Genomic DNA, 23532 nt, shown 5'->3' with positions numbered 1-23532 from the left:
TTTATTTGTCTAAAGAGCTTACCGTAGAGAGTCAATCACGAATCTAATTCTAAATGCTTATTATCAATGCTCATCGGTATCACTTGACTGATCATTTTAACCAGCATAATCGATCGCGTCTCACCATCGGGCTCTTGATAAATGGCATCAATTCCTGAGAACTGCCCACCCTTAAGTCGAACTACCTGCCCTTTTTCTGGAATATTGAACGATGCTACCGGTAATTTTAACTGGTCGAGTAACTTCAATTCCTCGATCAAATCACTGTCCAACTCCTTCGGATGTGAACCAAATCGGATGAAATCAACCACACCGCGAGTAGAGCGCACACTGGTAAAGGTTGGGCCAATTTCAAAATCAAAGTAAATGAACATATAGGAGGGAAAAAGTGGCTCTTTGACAACTTGCCGCTTACCCCGAAGAATTCTCTCTAGTTCAATTTCTGGGTAGAAACATTCGACACCTTGGTTTTCAAGGTGTGCTTTAGCACGCCTCTGATCGCCACGTTTACAATACAACAAATACCAACGTTTCATTTTATTCCTAGCTACTGCTTTTCTTTTTCTTGAATCCTAACACCATCCTCCTCCTCAATAAACGGCTAATAAACTGAACACAAAAATAAACCCTTAATGTCCGAACAAGGCAAATTCAAATAATCAGTAATGAAAGATAAGTTTTCATAACGCAACAAAACTTTGAGTATTGATAGACATGCATTTCAAAAACAATGAGTTAGTTAATAATGCCAGAATAAAACACTGATTTTGCTCATTGCGATACGCTAAAAGCCCATGTATATCTAAAGCACAATTTTTCTCATCTCAAATACTAATAATTCTTATGACAAACCAACATCAATACTTTGGGCACCCAAGGGGCCTATTTTTACTTTTTGGCACAGAGCTATGGGAGCGTTTTTCGTATTATGCGATGCGCGCCATTTTGGTACTTTATCTTACAGACGCAACGATGAATGGCGGTCTAGGTTGGTCGACTAAAGATGCTCTCGATCTTTACGGCACCTATACAGGGCTAGTCTACATCACACCGCTTATTGGTGGTTACCTTGCAGATAACTACCTTGGGCAACGCCGTTCTATTTTATTGGGTGGAGCGTTAATGGCCATTGGTCAATTTACGTTGGCACTGCCTGCAGATGTGCTAGGCATTGGCTCTCTACACACTTTCTATTTAGGCCTTGCACTGCTTATCTGTGGTAACGGTCTATTTAAGCCCAATATCTCAACAATGGTTGGTGACCTATATAATGAAGGTGATAACCGTCGTGATGGCGCGTTCACCATCTTCTACATGGGGATCAACTTAGGTGCGCTACTTGCTGGTGTGATCTCTGGTTCTGTTACTAACTCATTTGGTTGGAAAGCCGGTTTTGTGGCCGCTGGTATTGGTATGCTGATCAGCCTTGTGATGCAAATGGCAATGGCTCAATCATGGCTTGGTGATATTGGCCGCGAACCAGCAGCTAAGCGCGATCTAAAACTGAAAAGATCAGCAAATAAAGAACCACTAACGAAAGCAGAAGTAGATCGTATCAAAGTTATCCTTGTGATGAGTTTGTTTACTATTGTTTTCTGGGCGGGTTTCGAACAAGCTGGTGGTTTAATGAACATTTACACGCAGCAATACACTGATCGTATGATGGGCGGTTTTGAGATACCTGCGGCTTGGTTCCAATCGTTAAATCCATTTTTCATTATTACTCTTGCCCCTGTATTAGCCGTATTATGGGTAAAATTAGGTAAGCGTGAACCAAACTCTCCAATGAAGTTTGCATTAGCGATGTTCTTCTTAGCCCTAGGCTTCCTATGTATGGTTGGTGCGGTTATGGAGCAAGGTGGTGACACTACCGTAAAAACATCAATGCTATGGCTTGTCGGTGCCTTCTTCTTCCATACCTTGGGTGAACTGTGTCTATCACCAATTGGTCTATCGCTTGTCACTAAACTAGCCCCACTACGCCTTGCTTCATTAATGATGGGAGCATGGTTCGGTTGTAACGCAATCGCGAATTATGTAGCAGGCCATGTAGGTTCTCATGTGGGAGAGCTTGGTGCGATGGCTATCTTCAGCGGTATTGCAGTAACAGCAACCATTGGCGGCGTCATTTTACTGTTGTGCTCTAACACGCTCGTTCGTTGGATGCACGGTGCAGAAAGAACCACAAGCTACGCTGAAGAAATTGAAGAGCAACAAGCTCAGTTGGTTTAGCTTCAAATTCACCTAGTAGTAATTCAAGAATAATAATGACAAACGGTCACGCTATAGTGACCGTTTTTGTACCAGAAAAGAATTCAACTCATCAGCGCTTAACTAAGGAAGCCATCATTTCTATATGCATTGCCGAATCATTTAGGCACTCAATGTAGGTAAACAATTCTCCACCAGCGTGAATAAAAGTTTCTTTACCTTGCTCAGCTATCTCTTCTAGGGTTTCTAAACAATCCACCGAGAAGGCGGGTGTGATGATATCCAACTTTTTAATACCGCGGCTTGGCAGAGCCTCTAATGTTTTATCCGTATAAGGCTGTAGCCACTCTTCACGTCCAAAAATAGACTGGTAGGTCATGCCGATTTGGTCAGCATTCAAACCAAGCTCTTGTGCCAAAAGTTCTGTGGTTTTTTGGCAATGCTGTGGGTAGATATCACCGTTATCGGCGTATCGCTTAGGGATACCGTGGTAGGAACAAAGCAAATAGTCACCTTGCCCGTTACGTTGCCAAGAGTCACGGACCTTACTCGCCAAAGATCGTATATAAGCAGGGTGATTATGATAATCACGAATAAAACGTAAATTGGGCGTCACAGGGATACGTTTCATCGCTTTGGCAAGGCCATCAAACACGGCAGCCGTAGTAGTACCAGAATATTGAGGGTACAGAGGCAGCACCACAATCTCTTCAACACCACGCTCCAATAATGTGTTGATACCCTCTAAAAGGCTTGGTGAACCATAGGTCATACCAAGTTCCACTGGTGTACCGAGATACTGTTCTAACGCTTGCACTTGGCGTTTAGAGTACACCATCAAAGGAGAGCCTTCTTCCATCCAAACAGATTGATATAACTTAGCAACCTTGGGGGCTCGCAGCGGAAGAATCACACCATGTAATAATGGACACCAGATCCAACGACTCATATCAACCACACGCTGGTCATGTAAAAATTGGCTTAAAAATCGTTTTACTGCCGATGCCGTCGGTTCACTCGGCGTTCCCAAGTTAACCAATAGCACACCCTGTTTTTGATTATTTTGCATTACTTCCATTCATCCATTTCATTGTTAATTATTGAGTACGAATTTGCGGTAGGAAAGTTCATAAAAAAAGCGACCTTTAGGTCGCTTTCACTATAACAAAGTTAACAAGCCTATACTGAGCCAATTATGCTAATGCTTTCTCAATATCAGCGCTAACTTGAGCAACTGGCTTAGTGCCATCAAATTTTAGGTATTTCGTATTACCCATTTGTGCTTCTTTACCGTAGTAAGTGATCAGTGGCGCTGTTTGCTCGTGGTAAACACCTAAACGAGCACGAACGGTTTCTTCTTTGTCATCATCACGAACGACAAGATCTTCACCTGTTACGTCATCTTTACCTTCCACTTTTGGCGGGTTGTAAATGGCGTGGTAGGTACGACCAGAAGCCAAGTGAGCACGACGTCCCGCCATACGCTCAACAATAACGTCATCGGCAACATCAAACTCAATCACATAGTCAACATTAATACCCATTGCTTTTAAGCCATCAGCTTGAGGAATCGTGCGAGGAAAACCATCGAGTAAAAAGCCCTTTTCACAATCAGCTTGGGTGATGCGTTCTTTGATTAAGCCAAGGATGATTTCATCAGAAACAAGTTGACCAGCATCAATCACTGATTTCGCTTTTTTGCCAAGTTCAGTACCTGCTTTAATCGCAGCACGTAACATATCACCAGTAGAGATTTGTGGAATACCGTACTTCTCCATGATGAATTGAGCTTGAGTGCCTTTACCTGCACCGGGAGCACCTAGAAGAATGATGCGCATGTTTAATCCTCTTTAGAAAATTATGATTTATACCGAAGCTCACAACCAGATGAGACTTAAAACCAACGGTAAGTTTCGGTATAACGGTAATGAGATGAGTGAATAATAATTCGGCAAGCAACATACACAGCTTACCGATCGCATTCAAGCGATGCATTCTAACATACAAATTTAAGCGACTAACCAGATTAAGACTAAAGAATATAATCTTGGCCGGATGTTCGCTGCAAGTTTGCCTAAAATATCGCTCGTTCTCAGCAGAGAATCGCTATTCAAAGCAAAAAGCTCGCAGTTGCGAGCTTTTGGTTAGCCAGTTAGCTATTCAACCTTAGTCAAAAGCTGATTAATTGCGGTTAAGAATTGTGACGGATCTTCCATCGAACCACGCTCAGCGAGCGTCGCTTGACCTAATAAAACTTCAACCCAGCGACCAAATACTTGCTCATCCGCTTCATCGGCCATCCGTTTCACTAACGCATGTTCAGGGTTAAGTTCCAAAATATACTTCACCTCTGGTACCGGTTGACCAGCCGCAGCAAGCAATTTTGCCATCTGCGTACCCATCTCATAATCGTCGGTCACAACAACCGCAGGAGTACTTGCCAGTTTAAAGGTAGTTCGAACCTCTTTGACACGATCGCCAAGGTACTGCTTCGTACGTTCAACTACCGATTTAAACTCTTCTTCAGTCTCTTTATGCTTCTCTTTTTCCGCTTCATCTTCGAACTGGCTCAGATCTAGCCCTGCTTTGGTGATGGATTGGAACATTTTCCCATCAAACTCAGTGAGGTAGTTCATCAACCACTCATCAATGCGATCAAACATTAAAATAACTTCGATACCTTTGGCTTTAAACTGCTCTAGGTGTGGGCTATTTTTGGCCGCTGCATAGCTATCGGCGGTGAGGTAGTAGATTTTATCCTGCCCCTCTTTCATCCGTTCAACATAAGCCGCTAAACTAACCGTTTGCTCTGCTGAGTCAACCTCGGTCGAGGCGAAGCGCAATAGGCTGGCGATCTTCTCTTTATTAGCAAAATCTTCTGCAGGCCCCTCTTTGAGTACCAAACCAAACTCTTTCCAGAAGGTTTGATATTTATCAGCATCATTGCTCGCCATACGCTCAAGCATGGTCAATACACGCTTGGTACAAGCATTACGCAATGATTGAGTCACCTTGTTATCTTGTAAAATCTCGCGTGAAACATTAAGCGGTAAATCGTTTGAGTCGATTAAGCCACGTACAAAGCGCAAGTAGGACGGCATAAATTGCGCAGCATCATCCATGATAAAGACACGCTGAACATAAAGTTTCAAGCCTGATTTATGATCACGATTCATCATATCCCAAGGTGCTTTCGCTGGAATATAAAGTAGGCTGGTATAATCGTTTTTACCTTCTACACGGTTATGGCTCCACACCAGTGGGTCAGCATAATCATGGGAAACGTGCTTATAGAACTCTTGATACTCTTCATCACTGATTTCTGACTTAGAACGCGTCCACAACGCCTGTGCTTTGTTGATTTGTTCCCACTGGGTCTCTTCAGTCTCGTTACCTTCGTCATCACGAACTTTGGTTTGGATAGAAACTGGAATTCCAATGTGGTCTGAATATTTAGAAATCACATCACGCAGACGCCATTCAGAAAGGAACTCTTTGCCTTCCTCTCGCATGTGCAAAATGATATCGGTTCCACGAGACTCTTTATTAATGCTTTCTACTGTATATTCACCTTCACCTTGTGAATACCATTGAACCGCTTCGTTAGCAGGTAAACCCGCAGCGCGAGTTCTTACAGTGACCGCATCAGCGACGATGAAGGCCGAGTAAAAACCCACCCCAAACTGACCGATAAGCTGAGAGTCTTTAGATTGATCTTGGGATAGTTTAGAGAAAAACTCCGCAGTGCCGGATTTTGCAATCGTACCGAGATGTTCAATGACATCTTCGCGGCTCATACCAATACCGTTATCTGAAATGGTCAGCGTATTCGCTTGGGTATCAAACGATAATTTAACGCCTAAGTTGGCATCACCTTGATATAAATCGGCATTAGACAACGCTTGAAAACGAAGTTTATCCGCAGCATCAGAGGCATTTGAAATTAATTCGCGAAGGAAGATCTCTTTATTGGAATAAAGAGAGTGAATCATAAGATGAAGTAACTGTTTGACTTCAGATTGAAAACCACGAGTTTCTTTATTGGTAGTAGCCGTTTCGCTCATACTAGCTCCATAACATCTGAGTTATTTTCATTCACACACAGAGTGTGCAACCAAGGATGATTTGCTAGTAAGATGAGGCTGGCAATTGTAAATTCAAGGTCAATAATCATAAAAACACTGTTTTTTTCATTTATTTTGATTATGCTTGCCGTAATTTTTATCAAAGAAAATAAAAACTAGCATAATGTTTCATCAATTGCTTCCCCAAGCAGGCTAGGTTGATGGACGGTTAAACATGCCAACAATAAGAAGATTATCATGAGTAACATAGGCACAAAATTCATCCTTGCTAACCGATTCACGTTTGATCCCAATAGTAACTCTTTGCTTGAACAAGAAAACGAACAAGAGGCTGTTCGCCTTGGTAGTAACGAAAGTCGAATTTTACTTCTACTTTGTGAACGCCCAAATGAAGTCATTACACGCCATGAACTGCATGAGTTTGTGTGGCGTGAACAAGGTTTTGAAGTTGATGACTCAAGCTTAACTCAAGCGATTTCAACACTTCGTAAGATGTTGAAAGATCAAACCAAATCACCAGAATTCGTTAAAACCGTGCCGAAACGAGGTTATCAAATGATCGCCTCGGTGACTCGAGCAACTCCCTACTCACAAAAAAACACCATCAACGAGCCTGAAGAGGAACCGTTACTGGCCAGTGAGTCTATCCAAGACATTGACGCGGATACAACTTCGCAACCCGAAGAGACAACATCCCAAACCGTGACGACAGATCCACTCGCGAAAGTAAAAATAGGGAAAGAAAAGTTAACACTGCAAAGCAAATTAATGTTGGTTGTAGCTCTTTTCTTACCTATTCTGGCTCTCCTATTGACTAGCCCTGCACAATCAAAATTTAAACAGATTGCGGTTTATAACAACATAGTTGTGAATACGCCCATCAATCATCCAGACCTAAACAAATGGTTACCTTCTATTGAAAAATGCGTAAAAAAATACAATGAATCACATACTGGAGAACTGGCACCTAAGCAGGTGATTGCGACTGGTGGTCAAAATAATCAGCTCGTATTGAATTACATCCATAGTTCTGAGTTCTCGGGTGAAAATGTCACTTTACGAATTTTAGCTAACCAAGATGATTTGGCCAACGTGTGTAAATAAGGGCATAAATATGAATCCAAAAGTGGCAACCCTCATCTTAGCTATCTCTGCACTATTCAGTAGTTGGTTATACTGGGGCAGTGATTTAAAAATAGAACAAATCCTAACGGCGCAAGAATGGCAATCTAAAATGGTCACTGTGGTAAAACACAGTCAACAGAATGATTCTGTTGGGCCAATCCGTCGGGTTGATGTCAATTCGAATGTAAAATATTTACCTAACGGTACTTATATTAGAATGTCAAATGTGAAGTTATTCGCCGTGGATGGTGAAAGTGAAAGTTTCATTAATATCTCAGAAACCGGCACCTGGGATATCAGTGATAGCTACTTATTGATATCGCCTAGCGAATTTAAAAACATTAGTTCTAGTAAAAGTAAGGACTTTACCCCTGAGCAATTAGAACTGATTACTCAATTTTTCAAGATGGATGCTCAACAAAGCCGACGTATTGATGTCGTCAATGAAAAAACATTATTGCTCACCAGCCTAAGCCATGGTTCGACAGTGCTGTTTATCAATTAGCCATCGAGTAATCTGTAACTTTACTGAAGGGTCGAAAGGTCCTTTGTTGCGAATCGCCCTTACTTCTTCACAAAAGGTACACCATGGAAAAAGCCAATATTGAGATCTACTATTGCCGCCAGTGTAATTGGATGCTTCGAGCCACTTGGCTAAGCCAAGAGTTACTGCATACTTTTAGTGAAGAAATTGAATCTGTGCGTCTCTACCCTGATACAGGGGGACGATTTGAAATCATGTGCAATGGGCAACGTATTTGGGAACGTAAACATGATGGTGGTTTCCCTGAAGCAAAAGTTCTTAAGCAACGAGTCAGAGATATCATTGACCCAGAGCGAGATCTGGGTCATTCAGACAACAGGTAAATCAGATAGCGACCGGTTTAAGAGCTAGTCGCTAAACGATATTGCGCCAGTCGTTGCCCCTCTAGCCCCATGACTTGAAATAATCCATCCGTATAAATAGCGTAGCTTGGGGGAAATTCATTACGTGGAAAGGTCGCGGACCCCGGGTTAACAATAATGACATCACCTTGACCTTGCGCCATAGGGATGTGCGAGTGGCCATGGATCAAAACATCACCTTTTTTTAATGGTGGCCTATTTTGAGCATTATATTGATGGCCATGCGTTAAGAAAAAACGAGTTCCTGACTCCAAAACTACCCAACAAAAATCCATCATCATCGGAAAGTCGAGCAGCATTTGGTCGACTTCGCTATCACAATTGCCTCTGACCGCCACAATATGCGGCGCCCATCGATTCAAGCACTCCGCAACTGCGGTCGGATTATACCCATCAGGTATGGGATTACGAGGACCATGATTTAAAAGGTCTCCTAGCAGTACTAAAGTGTCTGCACCTGACTGTTCAAATAGACTGAGCACTTTTTCAGTAGCAGGCAGTGAACCGTGTAAATCCGAAGCAAAAAACAACTTCATACTTTTATCTCCGTATTTTGGAGCTACAGATTGTACGAATTTCAGCACACTTCGTCATCTCGAGTTATGGATAAACATTGTCATTTATCACCACGAACAATTCACGTATGCTAAATAAGTTTCCTATATTAGGTTAGATGGCAAACAAGCATCGCCACTTAACTAACATGGCTATCGTTCTCATCACCACCATTTAGGTGATATCGCACAGACCAATGAGGTAGAAACATGAAAATACTATTAACGGGAGGGACTGGCTTTATCGGTAAAGAGCTGATGAAACAGATTTTCACGCACAATATCTACCTCCTTACGCGCGATATAGAGCGAGCTAAGCAACAGCTCGCCCATGTAGACAACGGTAGTATCACCTACCTGACTTCCCTAGCGAGTTTAAAAGACGCGAATCAATTTGACGCCATTATCAATCTTGCAGGAGAACCGATCGCCGACAAACGTTGGAGCAAACAGCAAAAAGCGATCATTTGCGCTAGTCGATGGGAAATAACAGAGCGGTTAGTTGAACTCATCCATGCCAGTACTGAACCACCCTCCGTTTTCATCAGTGGCTCGGCCGTCGGCTATTATGGTGACCAACAGTCTCATCCGTTTGATGAAACATTACATGTGCACCAACAAAGTTTTCCTCATCACGTTTGCGAAAAATGGGAGCGCATCGCCCTCCAAGCGCAATCAGAAAAAACTAGAGTGTGCCTATTGCGTACGGGGATCGTGCTCGCTAGCGATGGTGGGGCTTTAAAGAAAATGCTGCCACCTTACCGTTTAGGCTTGGGCGGCCCTCTTGGTAAGGGTGAGCAGTATATGCCATGGATCCACTTATTAGATATGGCACGAGCGATAGCCTATTTATTAGACACGCCACATGCACAAGGTGCTTTTAACCTCTGTGCTCCACATCCCGTACCTAATAAGCATTTTAGCCAGCTATTGGCGAAAACATTACGTCGACCACACATACTATTCACTCCCAAATGGGTTCTAAACCTTGCAATGGGTGAAGCGGCTGTTTTACTGTTTGACAGTATTAGAGCAAAACCTAAAAAGCTAACCGAGCTAGGATTTCACTTCCAGTTTTCACACCTAGAACCTGCGTTGAAAAATATATTACAACATCGTGCTTAACCAAAACTGGCCTATATTTTTTGTGAATAGCAAGGTATACGATAATGACAAAAGCGATACTTATCAGTGGATAAACCGACGGTTGCATAAAGTAGCACAACCAACTTAATTGTCATTAATTCGTAACATTCATGTGACATGATACAACTCTGGATATCCCAGTTAATCCAATATAAAGCGTTACATGTGGTACGACGAATATGACATTACACCAATTAAATTGGCTCAGTGTCGGTGTTGCGCTGACACTATTTTTAATATTATAGACACCTTTGCTTGCCCTCTCTTTGAGAGATAAAAAACGCTACTTTAACGGTAGCGTTTTTCATTTGCCCTTGATATTCCAATTTTCACCCCTATTTCTAAGACTATAAACTTGATTATCGCAAGGAAAATATCATGCAATCACCTTACATCGTTGAGGTCAATCAGCACAACTTTCGAGAGGTGTTCGAACGCTCAGTTGAGACTCCTATTCTCTTTTATTTTTGGGCACCCATGAATCAAGAGAGCGTACAACTCATTCCTGAATTACAAAGCGTAGCGCAACAACATAGTGGCGCATTCACCTTGGCTATTCTCAACTGCCAACAAGAACAGCAAGTGGCAGCACAATTTGGTGTTCAAGCCCTGCCAACAATCGCTCTGTTTATTAATGGTCAAGCGGTCGACGGTTTAGCAGGTGCTCAGACCATAGAAACAGTGAATGCAATGTTAAGCAAACATTTGCCAAGCCACGATGAAGTTGCGCTACAGCAAGCCTTAACACTGATAGAGCAAACACAACATTCGCAAGCACTCCCCTTGCTACTAAGTCTACCTGACGATATGAAAGCAAAAGCAGAGGTCAAACTGGCCCTCGCTGATGTGTTTCTGGAAACTCAGCAGTATGAAGCGGCAGAAACAGAACTGGAACGCATCCCACTAGAGTATCAAGATGGTTACTACAAAGGCTTAATCGCCAAACTGGAGCTGCACAAGCAAGCCGCTGACAGCCCAGAGATTCAAGCATTAGAAGAGATTTTTTCCGCAGAGCCAAACAACGCTCACATAGCAAGTGAGTTAGCGCTTCAATATCATCAAGTTAACCGTAATGAAGAAGCTCTCGAGCTGTTATGGTCATTTTTACAAAGCGACCTTAATTGCCTCGATGGCGGGCTCAAAAAAGTGTTTATGGACATTTTAAGTGCTCTTGGACAAGGAAATAGTGTGGCAAATCTTTATCGCAGAAAGCTGTATTCATTATTATATTAATAATATCAATCAATTAAACTGGAAACGTTCTGCTTTGATTGTTTAAAAAACCAGTATCAAATCTCATTATTTCATTTGTTCCATATCGATAACTGATAGAGAATGATCAATAGCAAAGCTCAAACGTTGATGAGAATCGCTCCTATATCCAAATGACTTGGAGATACCGGCAGTCGGCAAGTGAGTTCATCCCTATGAGCACAATAAGCTCTATGATTGGGGTGAACGAACTTAGCTAACACAGCGGCCGTTTCAATAGAGAAAGGAACATCAACATTAGGATTATTTAATACTAAAAAGGAACCGTTATGGCTATTGATTCACTCGTCGCCGTTGGCATATTTGTATTCGTCGTTATTTCATTTATCTTTTCTGCAGTGAAAACCGTTTCACAAGGGAGCAATTGGACAGTAGAGCGTTTTGGACGTTACACACACACCCTACGCCCCGGTTTAAATATCATTATTCCGTTCATTGATCGCGTCGGACAAAAAATTAATATGATGGAACAGGTGCTTGATATCCCAGCACAAGAAGTGATATCCAAAGATAACGCCAATGTTGTTATCGACGCGGTTTGCTTCGTGCAAGTGATTGATGCTGCGAAAGCCGCCTATGAAGTTAGCGAACTACAACACGCCATTCGCAACTTAACTCTAACCAATATGCGTACCGTACTGGGCTCGATGGAACTGGATGAAATGCTCAGCCAGCGTGACATGATCAACACTAAATTGTTATCGATAGTCGATCAGGCGACTAACCCTTGGGGTGTAAAAGTCACTCGTATCGAAATTAAAGATGTACAACCACCAGCGGATTTAACCGCAGCGATGAATGCGCAAATGAAAGCGGAGAGAAATAAACGTGCTGAAGTGTTAGAAGCCGAAGGCGTACGTCAAGCACAAATTTTACGCGCCGAAGGCCAAAAACAGTCTGAAATACTTAAAGCTGAAGGTGAAAAGCAGGCGGCTATTCTTCAAGCAGAAGCACGTGAACGCGCTGCCGAAGCGGAAGCTAAAGCGACAGAGATGGTTTCGAATGCGATTGCGCAAGGTGACATGCAAGCGGTTAACTACTTTATCGCTCAAGGATATACCGAAGCACTTAAAGCCATTGGTCAAGCAGAGAACAGCAAAATCATCATGCTGCCATTAGAAGCAACTGGGTTGATGGGTTCGGTTGCTGGCATTGCTGAAATGTTCAACCTGAAATCCTCACAAGATAAGTAGGCCTAACGTGATAGAGCTAATACAACAAATGAATTATTGGCACTGGCTCGCATTAGGCTTAGTGCTTGTTGCATTGGAACTGCTTGGAACTGCTGGGTATTTTCTTTGGTTAGGTATTTCCGCACTCATCGTTGGTCTTATCTTTGCGATGCTCCCCATCAGTTGGCAACTTCAGTGGATGGCTTTTGCAAGTTTATCACTCGTCACGACTTGGTTATGGTGGCGTAAACAATTTAAATCAGACCACGATGGTGACGAGACTCGTGATCTGAACCAGAAACAGAAACAGCTGATCGGACAAACAGCTCGTCTTAAAGAGAGCGTTCAAGAAGGGGCAACTTTTCGATTGCAGCTCGGCGATACGACGTGGACAGCGAAATGCCAGCAAAACCTAGAAGTTGATGTTGTGGTTAAAGTCGTAGATGTCGAAGGAATTGTGTTGATTGTTGAGCCTAAAGAGAGCCAGCCTCATTGAGTAAACATCAGTAAGAAAGTACATAAAAACCAAAAGTGATGAATTGCTTTTGGTTTTTTCATTTATGGGCAACCCAATTGTAGTGTGTGCCTCGACAGCTCATTAGCTAATGAGCTCATTTTCACACTGACTTGTTCAAGTCGTTATGGCAACACTGCCCCTTCAAATTATCTATGATCGGGCATTCACTACCGCCGTCGCCTGGACATTCGGTAATCCACTCTTCTAGTTGCAACTTAATCAATGAAAGCTCTGCCAGCTTCTGTGATACTTGTTTCAACTTCTCTTGCGCTTTCTCTTTGACTGCAAAACTGGTCCGGGACGGATCGTTGGCAAGGGCGAGTAAAGATTTACATTCCTCTAAACTAAAACCAACGCGCTTGCATCGCGCAATAAGTAAAAGATCATCAATATGCGCTTGTTGATAATGACGGTAACCATTCTCTGAACGAAGGGGCGGCGATATCAGCCCTTTCTCTTCATAAAGACGAATGGACTTAGCGGTAAGTGCTGTTAACTGAGAAACTTGGCTAATATTCATAGGCTAACCATTGAGAAATACAAAGACAAAAACACAAAAGGCATGGGAGTGAACCATGCCTTGTTAGTGCTAAAAATACAATGAAATGCCATTTACGCAAGAAAAATAGCCTTTACTCTTGGCTAATCAGCCACGCTAGAATCGCCGCTTTATCGGCTTTGTCAGTTTTCTGGTACCAATCGGCCATCATGGTCACTAGCTTATTTTCGCTCACCAGCGGCTGATTAACAGCGGCACGGTTTGCAAAGGCCCAATTGGCAAATTCTTGTTGCTCCGCGCTAGTTGCTTCGCCATAGAGATACTGCACCATTGTGAAACTAGCTGGCACGGCAGTCGTTACCGGCTCTGCGCTGGTTACTGTCTCACTAGCTTGAGCAGGAATTGGAGCTGCTTGACCACGTTTTTGATTAAATCCGACCTGATTCAGTGCACTGATTGAGGCGACTTTCGCTTGCGAATTATATTGATAGAGCTCTTTTTCATAATCTCGGATCAGTGAAAAGCCTTGTGTAACTAAAACGTCTTGTTGCAACTCCACTGACTGCTTAGCTGCATTAGTCAAGACAACCGCAGGGTTCTTATCAAATGCTTTGGCAGTGGTTTCATCTTTGACCATCGATGCCGGTTTAAGCAGCACCTTACTATTGCTTTGATTAAAACTCACCACGATCGCCGGTGATTTATATTTATTTTGATTACCACCAAAGTGAATTACTTTGTCAAAACGTACCAAAAGCTGGTTTGCGCCATCAGGTAGAGTAATTTCATTGGTATGGCCAAACGATATTTCAGGTTCAACGCCATTCACGGCTAGAATCTGGAGGTTTCGATCTATATTCACCACCACATCAGCGTAGGAGCTAGCAGAAATAACCATTCCTAATAACGCGCTAATCATAAGTTTGTTCATTATTACCTCCAGTTAAAAGGCGAGCTATCGCTCGCCTCGATTTACACTTTTAATCTATATGATTAGAAGTAGTATTCTACACCCATCAAGAAACGAGTTTGGTCATTGGCATCAGCATTGCCTTTACCATCACCGTCAGCAGGGGTCATCATATCGTAATTACGCACGTCAAAGTAGAGTACTGCAGATGGGTCTAGTACATACAATGCGCGTGCTGTAATTGCACGACTGCTACTTTCTGCTTGTGTTTCACCGCCAAATTTCGCTTTAGTCGTAGCAGAATAACCTGCTTTAAATAACCACTCAGATGTTGCCCAGTAAGCTAGTGTTGCAGAGTAAGCATCCTGTTTTTTCTCAACATTATTTACTTCGTTAGTCATATGTTTCCAAGCAGCTGTCAAGCTCAACTTGTCAGTAATAGATACGTTACCACCAACTAAGTAATAAGCAGCTTGGGCTTCATCTGTCTTAGCAGCCGTTGCATCAACCCATTTTTTCTCACCGTTAGAACTGTCAAATTCATAGTAGCCATCTTTAGCTGCAGTTACAGTTTTCTCTTTCGAACCAAGATAAGCACCACCGTGGATACCAAAACGTTCTGCGTTATAAGCTAACGCAAAGCTCACTACTGCGTTATCAGTAGAGCTTTCCATTTTGCTGGCAGATAGAGAGTATTTGAAACCACTGTAGTCTACAGAGTCGAAACGGATCACGTGATCTGCACGGTCTTGGTAACCAGCACCAATTGCATTGTGCCAGTCAAATACATTACCTAAACCTGGGTTTGAGTGTGGCCAGTCTACATAATCGTAGATAGAAACAAGTTGACGCCCGACTTTGACTGTACCTACATCATCAAATGCTAAACCAAGATAGGTATCACGACCACCAAATTGACCACCAGTATCACCATTAAATGCGTTAGATGTTTCAATTTGCCACACAAAATCAGGGCCAAAATTATTGAATGATTGAGTGCCACGAAGCCCGACACGTGATTCAATTTCCACACCAACAGTATCATCTTTCGCGCTATCACCTTTACTTTCAAAGTAAAGGTTACCAGCAGCTTGACCGTACAACTGGACATTGTCCGTTAGTTGAGCAGCTTGAACACCAACTGCAGCCATAGCAACTGCAGCGCCTAAAAGAGTACGTTTAAACATTTTGTCCATGGAAAAACTCCTAAGAATAGATATAGCTGTTTTTTATTTCCCCCTTAAGTTGGCCGCCGAAGGGAGAAATCATTTCCTATGTTGAAAACCTAAATTAGTCATTAATTTTCTGATTTTCTCTTTTCCTGCATACACATCGTGTATCCATGTTCACTAGACTAACTTCGCAACAGAAAACATCAATGAGAACTTAATTTTTATCTAAAAAAATATGAGCTACGGCAAACTTTGACCAAGTAAGTGATCAAGATCTAATAAGTCATAAAACAAAATATAAAAACAAAAAACTCATTAATTTTCAAAATGATAAAAAAACAATTACACTAATAGCTTGAAGTGCATCGCAATAATAAATTGAAAGAGAGTAAAGTTCTTCTTGATTGGCATCGAAGAAAATGAGGGCTTTTTTTCTAATTACTGGACATTTTAATGTGGCGGTTTGAGATAAAAATAAAGCCTCAAAATTAATTTTGAGGCTTTATGAAGGAAGGGATGCTTAAAAAATTAGCTTTTCATTAACTCAAGCAAATCTTGTTCGCTGCGAATTTCGATCCCTAGTTCTTGCGCTTTTACTAATTTTGAACCGGCCGCTTCTCCGGCAAATAGTATATCGGTGTTTTTAGAGACGCTTCCCGTTACTTTTGCGCCAAGCTCTTGTAGCGCCGCTTTCGCATCACTTCTAGAGAGTTTCGACAAGCTCCCCGTCAAAACCACCACTTTACCAAGTAAAGGGAGAATAGCATCTTGGCTCGGCTTTTCGATATTAGGCCACTGGATACCGAGTTCGATCAATTCATTAATCACCCGTTGGTTTTTATCTTGCTCAAAAAAAGATGTGATATGACTCGCAACGATAACTCCAACATCTTGAACTTCAAGTAGTTCTTCATGGGTCGCTTGGCGAATTTTGTCTAATGACCCGAAATGGAGCGCAAGATTCGCCGCCGTCGCTTCCCCGACTTCACGTATGCCCAATGAATACAAAAAACGGGGTAATGTGGTCATTTTGGCGGCATTCAGTGCATTAACGATATTTTGTGCTGATTTTGGTCCCATACGCTCTAACACCGTTAGCTGCCCTGCTTTTAGACGGAAGAGGTCCGCGGGCGTGCTCACCATCTCTTTATCAACAAGCTGCTCAATCACTTTTTCGCCTAAACCATCCACGTCTAACGCTTTGCGAGAGACAAAGTGCTTTAATGCTTCTTTGCGCTGAGCTTGACACACTAACCCCCCTGTACAACGGGCGACAGCTTCACCTTCAACACGCTCAATGTCAGAGTTGCACACCGGGCAGTACTGCGGGAAAACAATATCGACCACTGCATCAGAGCGTCTGTCTAACAACACAGAAACAATCTGTGGGATAACGTCGCCTGCTCGACGAATAATAACGCTATCACCAATTTTCACGCCTAGGCGCTCAATTTCATCAGCGTTGTGTAATGTCGCATTGCTGACGGTGACTCCCCCCACAAATACAGGTTCTAACTTCGCAACAGGTGTAATAGCCCCAGTACGGCCCACTTGAAATTCAACATCGTTCAGGAGCGTTATTTCTTCTTGGGCAGGAAATTTATAAGCAATCGCCCAGCGAGGTGCCCGCGCGACAAAACCGAGCTTTTGTTGCAATTCAATATCATCAACTTTAATCACCACTCCATCAATCTCATACGCGAGTTGGGCGCGACGAGTTAAGATACTTTGGTAGTACTCTTTCACTTCATCCATTGAAGAGACTAGACGTGTTTCAGGGCACATCGGCAGCCCCCACCCTTTTAACTGCAAAAAGCGCTGATAATGACTGCTTGCTAACTCAGCGCCTTCAATCACACCAACACTGTAAGCATAAAAATTCAACGGCCTTTGAGCTGTGATTTTTGAGTCGAGCTGTCTCAAGCTCCCTGCGGCCGCATTTCTTGGGTTAACAAAGGTTTTTTCACCTTTTTTGAGTGCTTGTTGGTTCAATCGCTCAAAACCGGCTTTAGGCATGAACACTTCACCACGAACTTCTAAACGAACGGGCCACCCTTTTCCCTGTAACTTCAGTGGAATAGCACTGATCGTTCGCACGTTTTCCGTAATATTTTCACCGACCGCGCCATCCCCACGCGTGGCGGCTTGTACTAACACACCATTATCGTAAAGCAAACTCACGGCTAAACCATCAAGCTTAGGTTCGCAGCAAAAAGCGTTAAAGTGGGCACTCGGTATCCGGTCTTGCATCCGCTTGTGAAAGGCATCAAGCTCTTTCTCATCAAACACATTATCTAAAGAGAGCATTGGAATTTCATGAGTCACCTGGGCAAAACCCTCTAAAGGCTTACCTCCAACACGCAAGCTGGGTGAATCCGCTGTGACTAACTCCGGATACTGCGATTCCAACTCAAGCAGCTCACGCATCAAACGATCATACTCAGCGTCAGGAATTTCAGGGTTATCTTCTACATAATAACGTACAGCATGATAATGCAGCGTCTCACGAAGTTGGCTTAATTTGTGTTCTATTGTTTGCATCATAATTCTCTCGGATCATGAAAAAAGGCTCCGACTAGGAGCCCTTAATGGTCGATGTTTATTCTACGCGTTGCGTGCGCTTTTAAACTCTTGGATTTGGCGTCGGTAGGCAGCCAATCGATCTGGCGTCATTAAATTACGCGCATCATCCAATACATTACCACCTAAATCATCGGCGATTTGCTGAGCGGTTTTAAGCATTAATTTGAAATTTTGATCAGGCTCGCCGTAGCAAGGCAGTGTCATGAAGAATGAGATACCGCGGGTAGTAAACTCCGCAGGATCATGATGTGCCAATGTACCGGGTTGCATCATGTTGGCAACACTAAACAGCACTTTCCCTGTACCTGACAGATCGGCATGCCGGTGGAAAATATCCATCTCACCATAAAGAAGGCCGTTTTGCTGCATACTGTCAAAAAGCTTAGTGCCGACAAAGGGATCATTTCCCGCACAATGCACATTCAGCACAATAACTTCCATTTCGGCTTCTTGAACGTCGGATTTTTGATTATCGTCAACAACGACATCATCTTGTTCACTGAGACTTGGGGATTCGGTTTTCATCGATATTGAGGGCACATCATCGAGTTCATCAAGCACATTTTCAGGTTCAAAGCTTGGTGAATAACCGTCAATAAGAGGGTCAACCGCTTCACTAAAATCTGGCTCTTTACGTACTTTGCGAATAATTTCGAAATCATCTTCCGGAGCAAATGAACGCGGGGTCGCAGATTGTGTATCATCGTGATCAACATCAATTTTACCAAGAGGCTTATCCTCAAACTTGGACTTCCCTTCTTTCTTACTGGTCCAAAGACCATGAAATAGCAACGCGGCTATCGCTAGCGCGCCAACAATTATGAGTACGAATCGCAATTCCTGCATGTTTCACTCTCAGTTTCTCGATGCATGGTTATTCTCAGCTTTACCAGCTTGAATTGAACGTGTCACCAACGTGGGTTATATCGGTCTATCGGGGTACTTTACCAAAAGTTTGTACCGATTTAGAACAACTTAATGTGAGAAGTTCAATACATGATGTGATTTTCACCACGCTTTTCTTCTTCGGCAGGTTGAGTAGAATAGCTTTTTAGCATTGATTAACAGATATTCACATGGATAACGGTATGACACTTAAGCAACGTTCAGGTTTTGGATACTTCTTTTTTGGTCTAGAGCTAGCACTGACCCCCGGCATTCGACGCTTTGTGATTCTGCCATTACTCATCAACATCATTCTCGTCGGCAGCGCTCTTTTTTACTTATTCAATCATCTCAATACGTGGATAGAACAGTTTATTGGTCAAATCCCTGATTTTTTATCTTGGCTAAGTTACGTTTTATGGCCATTGCTCGCGATCACTATCTTAGCCACGTTCTCCTATTTTTTTAGTACGCTGGCTAACTTCGTCGCTGCACCATTGAATGGGCTACTCGCAGAAAAAGTGGAAGAAAGATTAATTGGCGCTCCAATCAACAGCGATGGCATCTGGTCTATAGTCAAAGACATCCCACGTATCCTCGCAAGAGAGTGGCGAAAATTAATCTATACCTTACCCAAAGCAATCGGTTTGTTCTTATTGCTCCTAATTCCTGCCTTAGGACAAACCTTAGGCCCTTTGCTGTGGTTCATTTTCACTGCATGGATGTTAGCCATACAATACTGTGACTACCCATTTGACAACCACAAAGTGAGCTTTAACCAGATGAGACACAATTTGAAACAAAAACAGACCAAGGCATATAGCTTTGGTGTTTTAGTGTCGATTTTTACCACCATACCCATTGTTAACTTAATCGTCATGCCGGTTGCTGTATGCGGTGCAACAGCCATGTGGGTTGGTGAATTTAAAAACAAACTGCAGTGATGGTGCGAGGGAGATTCAACCTGCATATCCCTCTATAAGTTATAACTTTTTAATCCTTTTACGTTTTAAGGTTAACACCTATTCTGCATCTGTATCCACTCACGTGTCTTATCAGACCGCCAGGCACATATAACGTGTGTAATAAAGGAATATCGCAATGAGCAAAATTTACGAAGACAACTCTCTGACTATTGGTAACACTCCTCTTGTTCGCTTAAACAAAGTCAGTAAAGGTAAGGTACTGGCGAAAATTGAAGCGCGCAACCCAAGCTTTAGCGTGAAGTGCCGTATCGGTGCCAACATGATTTGGGAAGCAGAAAAAGCTGGCACACTGAAACCTGGCGTTGAACTTGTGGAGCCAACCAGCGGTAACACCGGTGTTGCTCTTGCGTTTGTTGCAGCAGCTCGTGGTTATAAGTTGACGCTTACTATGCCTGAATCAATGAGTTTAGAGCGCCGTAAACTGCTTAAAGCTTTAGGAGCCAACCTTGAACTCACCGAAGCGGCGAAAGGCATGAAAGGCGCAATTGCTAAAGCAGAAGAAATTGTTGCCAGCAACCCTGAAAAATACTTGTTGCTGCAGCAATTCAATAACCCAGCCAACCCACAAATCCACGAAAAAACAACCGGGCCCGAAATCTGGGATGCAACTGATGGTGAGATTGACGTGTTCGTTGCAGGTGTCGGAACCGGTGGTACTTTAACGGGCACAAGTCGCTACATTAAGGGCCAAAAAGGCAAGGCTATCATCTCAGTTGCGGTTGAACCTGCGGAGTCGCCAGTCATTGCTCAAGCACTTGCTGGAGATGAAATCAAACCTGCGCCACACAAAATCCAAGGTATAGGAGCAGGATTTATTCCTGGCAACCTCGATTTATCCCTCATTGACCGTGTTGAAGCCGTCACTTCAGAAGAAGCGATTGAAATGGCAAGACGCCTCATGGAAGAGGAAGGGATTTTGGCTGGAATTTCATCAGGCGCAGCGATTGTAGCAGCGAATAGATTAGCAGAACTACCTGAATTTGAAGGAAAAACAATTGTAGCGGTACTACCAAGCTCAGGTGAGCGTTATCTGAGCACCGCACTATTTTCTGGCCTATTTACCGAGAAAGAGAACCAACAATAATAGGTGGTTAAATCAAATTTTCGTTTAAAAAAGCCCCATACAGGGGCTTTTTTGTTGATCCTTGCCTCACCTTTGGTAATATCACCTCGTTTTATTTTAAGCTTCGAAATAAAGAAGTCAGAAACGTATTAACTATAATGACGAATGACAACATAGATTGAAATCGTGATTATGAAATTTAAATCAGTATCAGCTATGACACTAAAACAGCGTTACTCTGCTAGCAGAACCGTTGATTAGCAGTTAAGCTGTTCTGGTGAAGAAACTAACAAAAAATAAATCAATTGGGGTATATAACATGTACGAGAAGCAAGTAGAAATCACTGCAGAAAACGGCCTTCACACTCGTCCTGCTGCGCAGTTCGTTAAAGAAGCAAAAGTATTCGATGCAGACATCACAGTGACTTCTAACGGCAAAAGCGCAAGTGCTAAGAGCCTATTCAAACTTCAAACTCTTGGCCTAGTAAAAGGTACCGTTGTGACTATTTCTGCTGAAGGCCCTCAAGCTAAGCAAGCGGTAGATCACCTAGTTGCTCTCATGGACCAACTACATTAATCCGGTCCACTATTTCAAAGCCATTTTGTGAAAACAAAATGGCTTTGTTGGAAATAGTCTACATTTTGAGCTACTAATTACCGTTAGCGCAATAGTCCACATTCTCCCGTTTACAGTTGACCAATTTAAGGTAACGCTATGATTTCAGGCATCCTAGCATCTCCAGGCATTGCTTTTGGTAAAGCACTGCTACTTCAAGAAGATGAAATTGTCCTAAATACTCACTCTATTTCAGATGACCAAGTAGAAGCAGAAGTTCAGTGTTTTTATGACGCTCGTAACAAATCTTCTGCTCAGCTAGAAGTGATCAAACAAAAAGCACTTGAAACATTTGGTGAAGAAAAAGAAGCCATCTTTGAAGGCCACATCATGTTGCTTGAAGATGAAGAGCTAGAAGAAGAAATTTTAGCACTCATCAAAAATGACAAAATGCATGCAGACAACGCGATCTATACCGTGATCGAAGAGCAGGCTGCTGCCCTAGAATCTCTTGATGATGAATATCTAAAAGAACGCGCGACAGACATCCGCGATATCGGTACGCGCTTTGTTAAAAATGCACTCGGCATTAATATCGTTTCACTGAGTGATATTAACGAACGGGTGATTCTTGTTGCTTACGATTTAACACCTTCTGAAACTGCACAAATCAATCTTGATTACGTGCTGGGTTTTGCTTGTGATATCGGTGGTCGTACATCTCATACTTCAATCATGGCACGTTCACTTGAGCTTCCAGCGATTGTTGGTACTAACGACATCACTAAGAAAGTAAAGAATGGCGACATGCTTATTCTTGACGCCATGAACAACAAAATCATCATTAATCCTTCAGAAGCACAGCTTGAAGAAGCGAAAAAAATTCGTGATGATTTTGCTGCGGAAAAAGAAGAGCTCGCAAAACTAAAAGACCTACCTGCTATCACACTCGATGGCCACCAAGTTGAAGTATGCGGTAACATCGGCACAGTAAAAGACTGCGATGGTATTTTACGCAACGGTGGTGAAGGCGTTGGCTTATATCGTACTGAGTTTTTATTCATGGACCGCAGCGCGCTACCAACTGAAGATGAGCAATACCAAGCTTATAAAGAAGTTGCAGAAGCAATGAGTGGTGAAGCGGTGATTATCCGTACCATGGATATCGGTGGTGATAAAGATCTTCCGTACATGGATCTACCAAAAGAGATGAACCCATTTTTGGGCTGGCGCGCGATTCGCATCAGCTTAGACCGTCGTGACATCTTACGAGATCAGCTTCGTGGCATTCTGCGTGCATCTGCGCATGGTAAACTGCGTATCATGTTCCCGATGATCATCTCTGTAGAAGAAATTCGTGAGCTTAAAAACGCCATTGAAGAATACAAAGAAGAACTTCGCACTGAAGGCTTAGCGTTCGATGAAAATATCGAAATCGGCGTTATGGTTGAAACACCTGCGGCAGCGGCAATTGCGCACCACTTGGCAAAAGAAGTGTCATTTTTCTCTATCGGTACCAATGATTTAACCCAATACACTCTTGCGGTTGACCGTGGTAACGAAATGATTTCACACCTGTATAACCCACTTTCTCCAGCGGTTTTAACCGTGATTAAGCAGGTGATTGATGCCTCACACGCTGAAGGTAAATGGACGGGTATGTGTGGCGAGTTAGCGGGTGATGAACGTGCAACGCTACTTCTACTTGGTATGGGACTCGATGAATTCTCTATGAGTGGTATCTCTATCCCTAAAGTGAAGAAAGTGATCCGCAACTCAAACTTCGCCGAAGTTAAAGCGATGGCAGAAGAAGCACTCTCTTTCCCAACCGCAGCTGAAATCGAAGCTTGTGTGGAAAAATTCATCGCAGAGAAAACGCAATAATTCGCT

Annotated in this window: 22 protein-coding genes; 12 read left to right on the top strand and 10 right to left on the bottom strand. The window is 42.8% G+C overall.

What is annotated here, in order from left to right; translation table 11 throughout:
• Positions 1–35: 35 nt before the first annotated feature.
• Positions 36–536: a transcription/translation regulatory transformer protein RfaH gene (gene rfaH / locus AACT18_RS05205; RefSeq protein ID WP_013857303.1), complete on the bottom strand. Its 501-nt coding sequence runs from the start codon at positions 534–536 to the stop codon at positions 36–38.
• 307 nt (positions 537–843) lie between these two features.
• Here rfaH and AACT18_RS05200 point away from each other — a divergent pair, with 307 nt between their 5' ends.
• Positions 844–2232, top strand: a complete 1389-nt coding sequence (locus tag AACT18_RS05200; RefSeq protein WP_094125138.1) for a peptide MFS transporter — start codon at positions 844–846, stop codon at positions 2230–2232.
• A 91-nt stretch (positions 2233–2323) separates the two neighbouring features.
• On the opposite strand, the gene hemH is transcribed toward AACT18_RS05200, so the two are convergent.
• The 3 genes from hemH to htpG form a co-directional block, all read right to left on the bottom strand.
• Complete coding sequence (hemH, locus tag AACT18_RS05195) at positions 2324–3289, bottom strand: ferrochelatase (RefSeq protein WP_019280865.1); 966 nt, start codon at positions 3287–3289, stop codon at positions 2324–2326.
• 115 nt (positions 3290–3404) lie between these two features.
• Positions 3405–4049, bottom strand: coding sequence for an adenylate kinase (gene adk / locus AACT18_RS05190; RefSeq protein WP_013857306.1), 645 nt, complete (start codon positions 4047–4049; stop codon positions 3405–3407).
• A gap of 318 nt (positions 4050–4367) precedes the next feature.
• The gene (htpG, locus tag AACT18_RS05185; RefSeq protein ID WP_013857307.1) at positions 4368–6275 is read right to left on the bottom strand and encodes a molecular chaperone HtpG; all 1908 of its coding nucleotides are present in this window, start codon (positions 6273–6275) and stop codon (positions 4368–4370) included.
• A gap of 258 nt (positions 6276–6533) precedes the next feature.
• On the opposite strand from htpG, the gene AACT18_RS05180 reads away from it, so the two are divergent.
• From AACT18_RS05180 to AACT18_RS05170, 3 genes are all read left to right on the top strand, one after another.
• Positions 6534–7400: a winged helix-turn-helix domain-containing protein gene (locus AACT18_RS05180; protein ID WP_094144327.1), complete on the top strand. Its 867-nt coding sequence runs from the start codon at positions 6534–6536 to the stop codon at positions 7398–7400.
• Positions 7375–7926 carry a regulatory protein ToxS gene (locus tag AACT18_RS05175; protein ID WP_094143651.1) on the top strand — a complete coding sequence of 184 codons (552 nt, stop codon included), beginning with the start codon at positions 7375–7377 and terminating at the stop codon, positions 7924–7926. Before AACT18_RS05180 ends, AACT18_RS05175 begins: the two co-directional genes overlap by 26 nt.
• Positions 7927–8009: 83 nt before the next feature.
• Positions 8010–8288, top strand: coding sequence for a SelT/SelW/SelH family protein (locus AACT18_RS05170; protein ID WP_017045494.1), 279 nt, complete (start codon positions 8010–8012; stop codon positions 8286–8288).
• A 17-nt stretch (positions 8289–8305) separates the two neighbouring features.
• Here AACT18_RS05170 and yfcE read toward each other — a convergent pair whose 3' ends face one another.
• Complete coding sequence (gene yfcE / locus AACT18_RS05165) at positions 8306–8863, bottom strand: phosphodiesterase (RefSeq protein WP_141138037.1); 558 nt, start codon at positions 8861–8863, stop codon at positions 8306–8308.
• Positions 8864–9091: 228 nt separating this feature from the next.
• Here yfcE and AACT18_RS05160 point away from each other — a divergent pair, with 228 nt between their 5' ends.
• The 4 genes from AACT18_RS05160 to AACT18_RS05145 all read left to right on the top strand — a co-directional run bounded on the left by AACT18_RS05160 (position 9092) and on the right by AACT18_RS05145 (position 12967).
• Positions 9092–10006 (top strand): TIGR01777 family oxidoreductase, encoded by a 915-nt coding sequence (locus AACT18_RS05160; RefSeq protein ID WP_094124911.1) that lies wholly within the window; start codon positions 9092–9094, stop codon positions 10004–10006.
• A gap of 399 nt (positions 10007–10405) precedes the next feature.
• Positions 10406–11260, top strand: a complete 855-nt coding sequence (locus tag AACT18_RS05155; protein WP_094124910.1) for a thioredoxin family protein — start codon at positions 10406–10408, stop codon at positions 11258–11260.
• Positions 11261–11568: 308 nt separating this feature from the next.
• Positions 11569–12492, top strand: coding sequence for an SPFH domain-containing protein (locus AACT18_RS05150; RefSeq protein WP_013857314.1), 924 nt, complete (start codon positions 11569–11571; stop codon positions 12490–12492).
• 7 nt (positions 12493–12499) lie between these two features.
• A complete protein-coding gene (locus AACT18_RS05145; RefSeq protein ID WP_088721046.1) occupies positions 12500–12967 on the top strand; it encodes an NfeD family protein in 468 nt (155 codons plus the stop codon).
• Positions 12968–13088: 121 nt separating this feature from the next.
• Here AACT18_RS05145 and cueR read toward each other — a convergent pair whose 3' ends face one another.
• The 5 genes from cueR to zipA all read right to left on the bottom strand — a co-directional run bounded on the left by cueR (position 13089) and on the right by zipA (position 18998).
• On the bottom strand, positions 13089–13508 hold the full coding sequence (gene cueR / locus AACT18_RS05140) for a Cu(I)-responsive transcriptional regulator (protein WP_017043453.1): 420 nt from the start codon (positions 13506–13508) through the stop codon (positions 13089–13091).
• 112 nt (positions 13509–13620) lie between these two features.
• Complete coding sequence (locus tag AACT18_RS05135) at positions 13621–14418, bottom strand: YccT family protein (protein ID WP_094124712.1); 798 nt, start codon at positions 14416–14418, stop codon at positions 13621–13623.
• A 62-nt stretch (positions 14419–14480) separates the two neighbouring features.
• Positions 14481–15593 carry a porin gene (locus AACT18_RS05130; protein ID WP_013857319.1) on the bottom strand — a complete coding sequence of 371 codons (1113 nt, stop codon included), beginning with the start codon at positions 15591–15593 and terminating at the stop codon, positions 14481–14483.
• Positions 15594–16097: 504 nt separating this feature from the next.
• Positions 16098–18113: an NAD-dependent DNA ligase LigA gene (gene ligA / locus AACT18_RS05125; RefSeq protein ID WP_094125158.1), complete on the bottom strand. Its 2016-nt coding sequence runs from the start codon at positions 18111–18113 to the stop codon at positions 16098–16100.
• A gap of 60 nt (positions 18114–18173) precedes the next feature.
• Positions 18174–18998, bottom strand: a complete 825-nt coding sequence (zipA, locus tag AACT18_RS05120) for a cell division protein ZipA (protein ID WP_094125157.1) — start codon at positions 18996–18998, stop codon at positions 18174–18176.
• Positions 18999–19228: 230 nt separating this feature from the next.
• On the opposite strand from zipA, the gene cysZ reads away from it, so the two are divergent.
• The 4 genes from cysZ (at position 19229) to ptsI (ending at position 23526) form a co-directional block, all read left to right on the top strand.
• Complete coding sequence (gene cysZ / locus AACT18_RS05115) at positions 19229–19981, top strand: sulfate transporter CysZ (protein WP_094125156.1); 753 nt, start codon at positions 19229–19231, stop codon at positions 19979–19981.
• A gap of 157 nt (positions 19982–20138) precedes the next feature.
• Complete coding sequence (cysK, locus tag AACT18_RS05110) at positions 20139–21107, top strand: cysteine synthase A (RefSeq protein ID WP_013857323.1); 969 nt, start codon at positions 20139–20141, stop codon at positions 21105–21107.
• A 298-nt stretch (positions 21108–21405) separates the two neighbouring features.
• Complete coding sequence (locus AACT18_RS05105) at positions 21406–21663, top strand: HPr family phosphocarrier protein (RefSeq protein ID WP_026027491.1); 258 nt, start codon at positions 21406–21408, stop codon at positions 21661–21663.
• Positions 21664–21801: 138 nt separating this feature from the next.
• Positions 21802–23526, top strand: a complete 1725-nt coding sequence (gene ptsI, locus AACT18_RS05100) for a phosphoenolpyruvate-protein phosphotransferase PtsI (RefSeq protein WP_013857325.1) — start codon at positions 21802–21804, stop codon at positions 23524–23526.
• The last annotated feature ends 6 nt before the right edge of the window (positions 23527–23532 follow it).

Source organism: Vibrio sp. V04_P4A5T148 (assembly GCF_963875605.1).
Classification (GTDB): Bacteria; Pseudomonadota; Gammaproteobacteria; order Enterobacterales; family Vibrionaceae; genus Vibrio; species Vibrio anguillarum.
The sequence above is the reverse complement of the archived record's forward strand: the minus strand, read 5'-3'. Positions and strand labels throughout refer to the sequence as shown.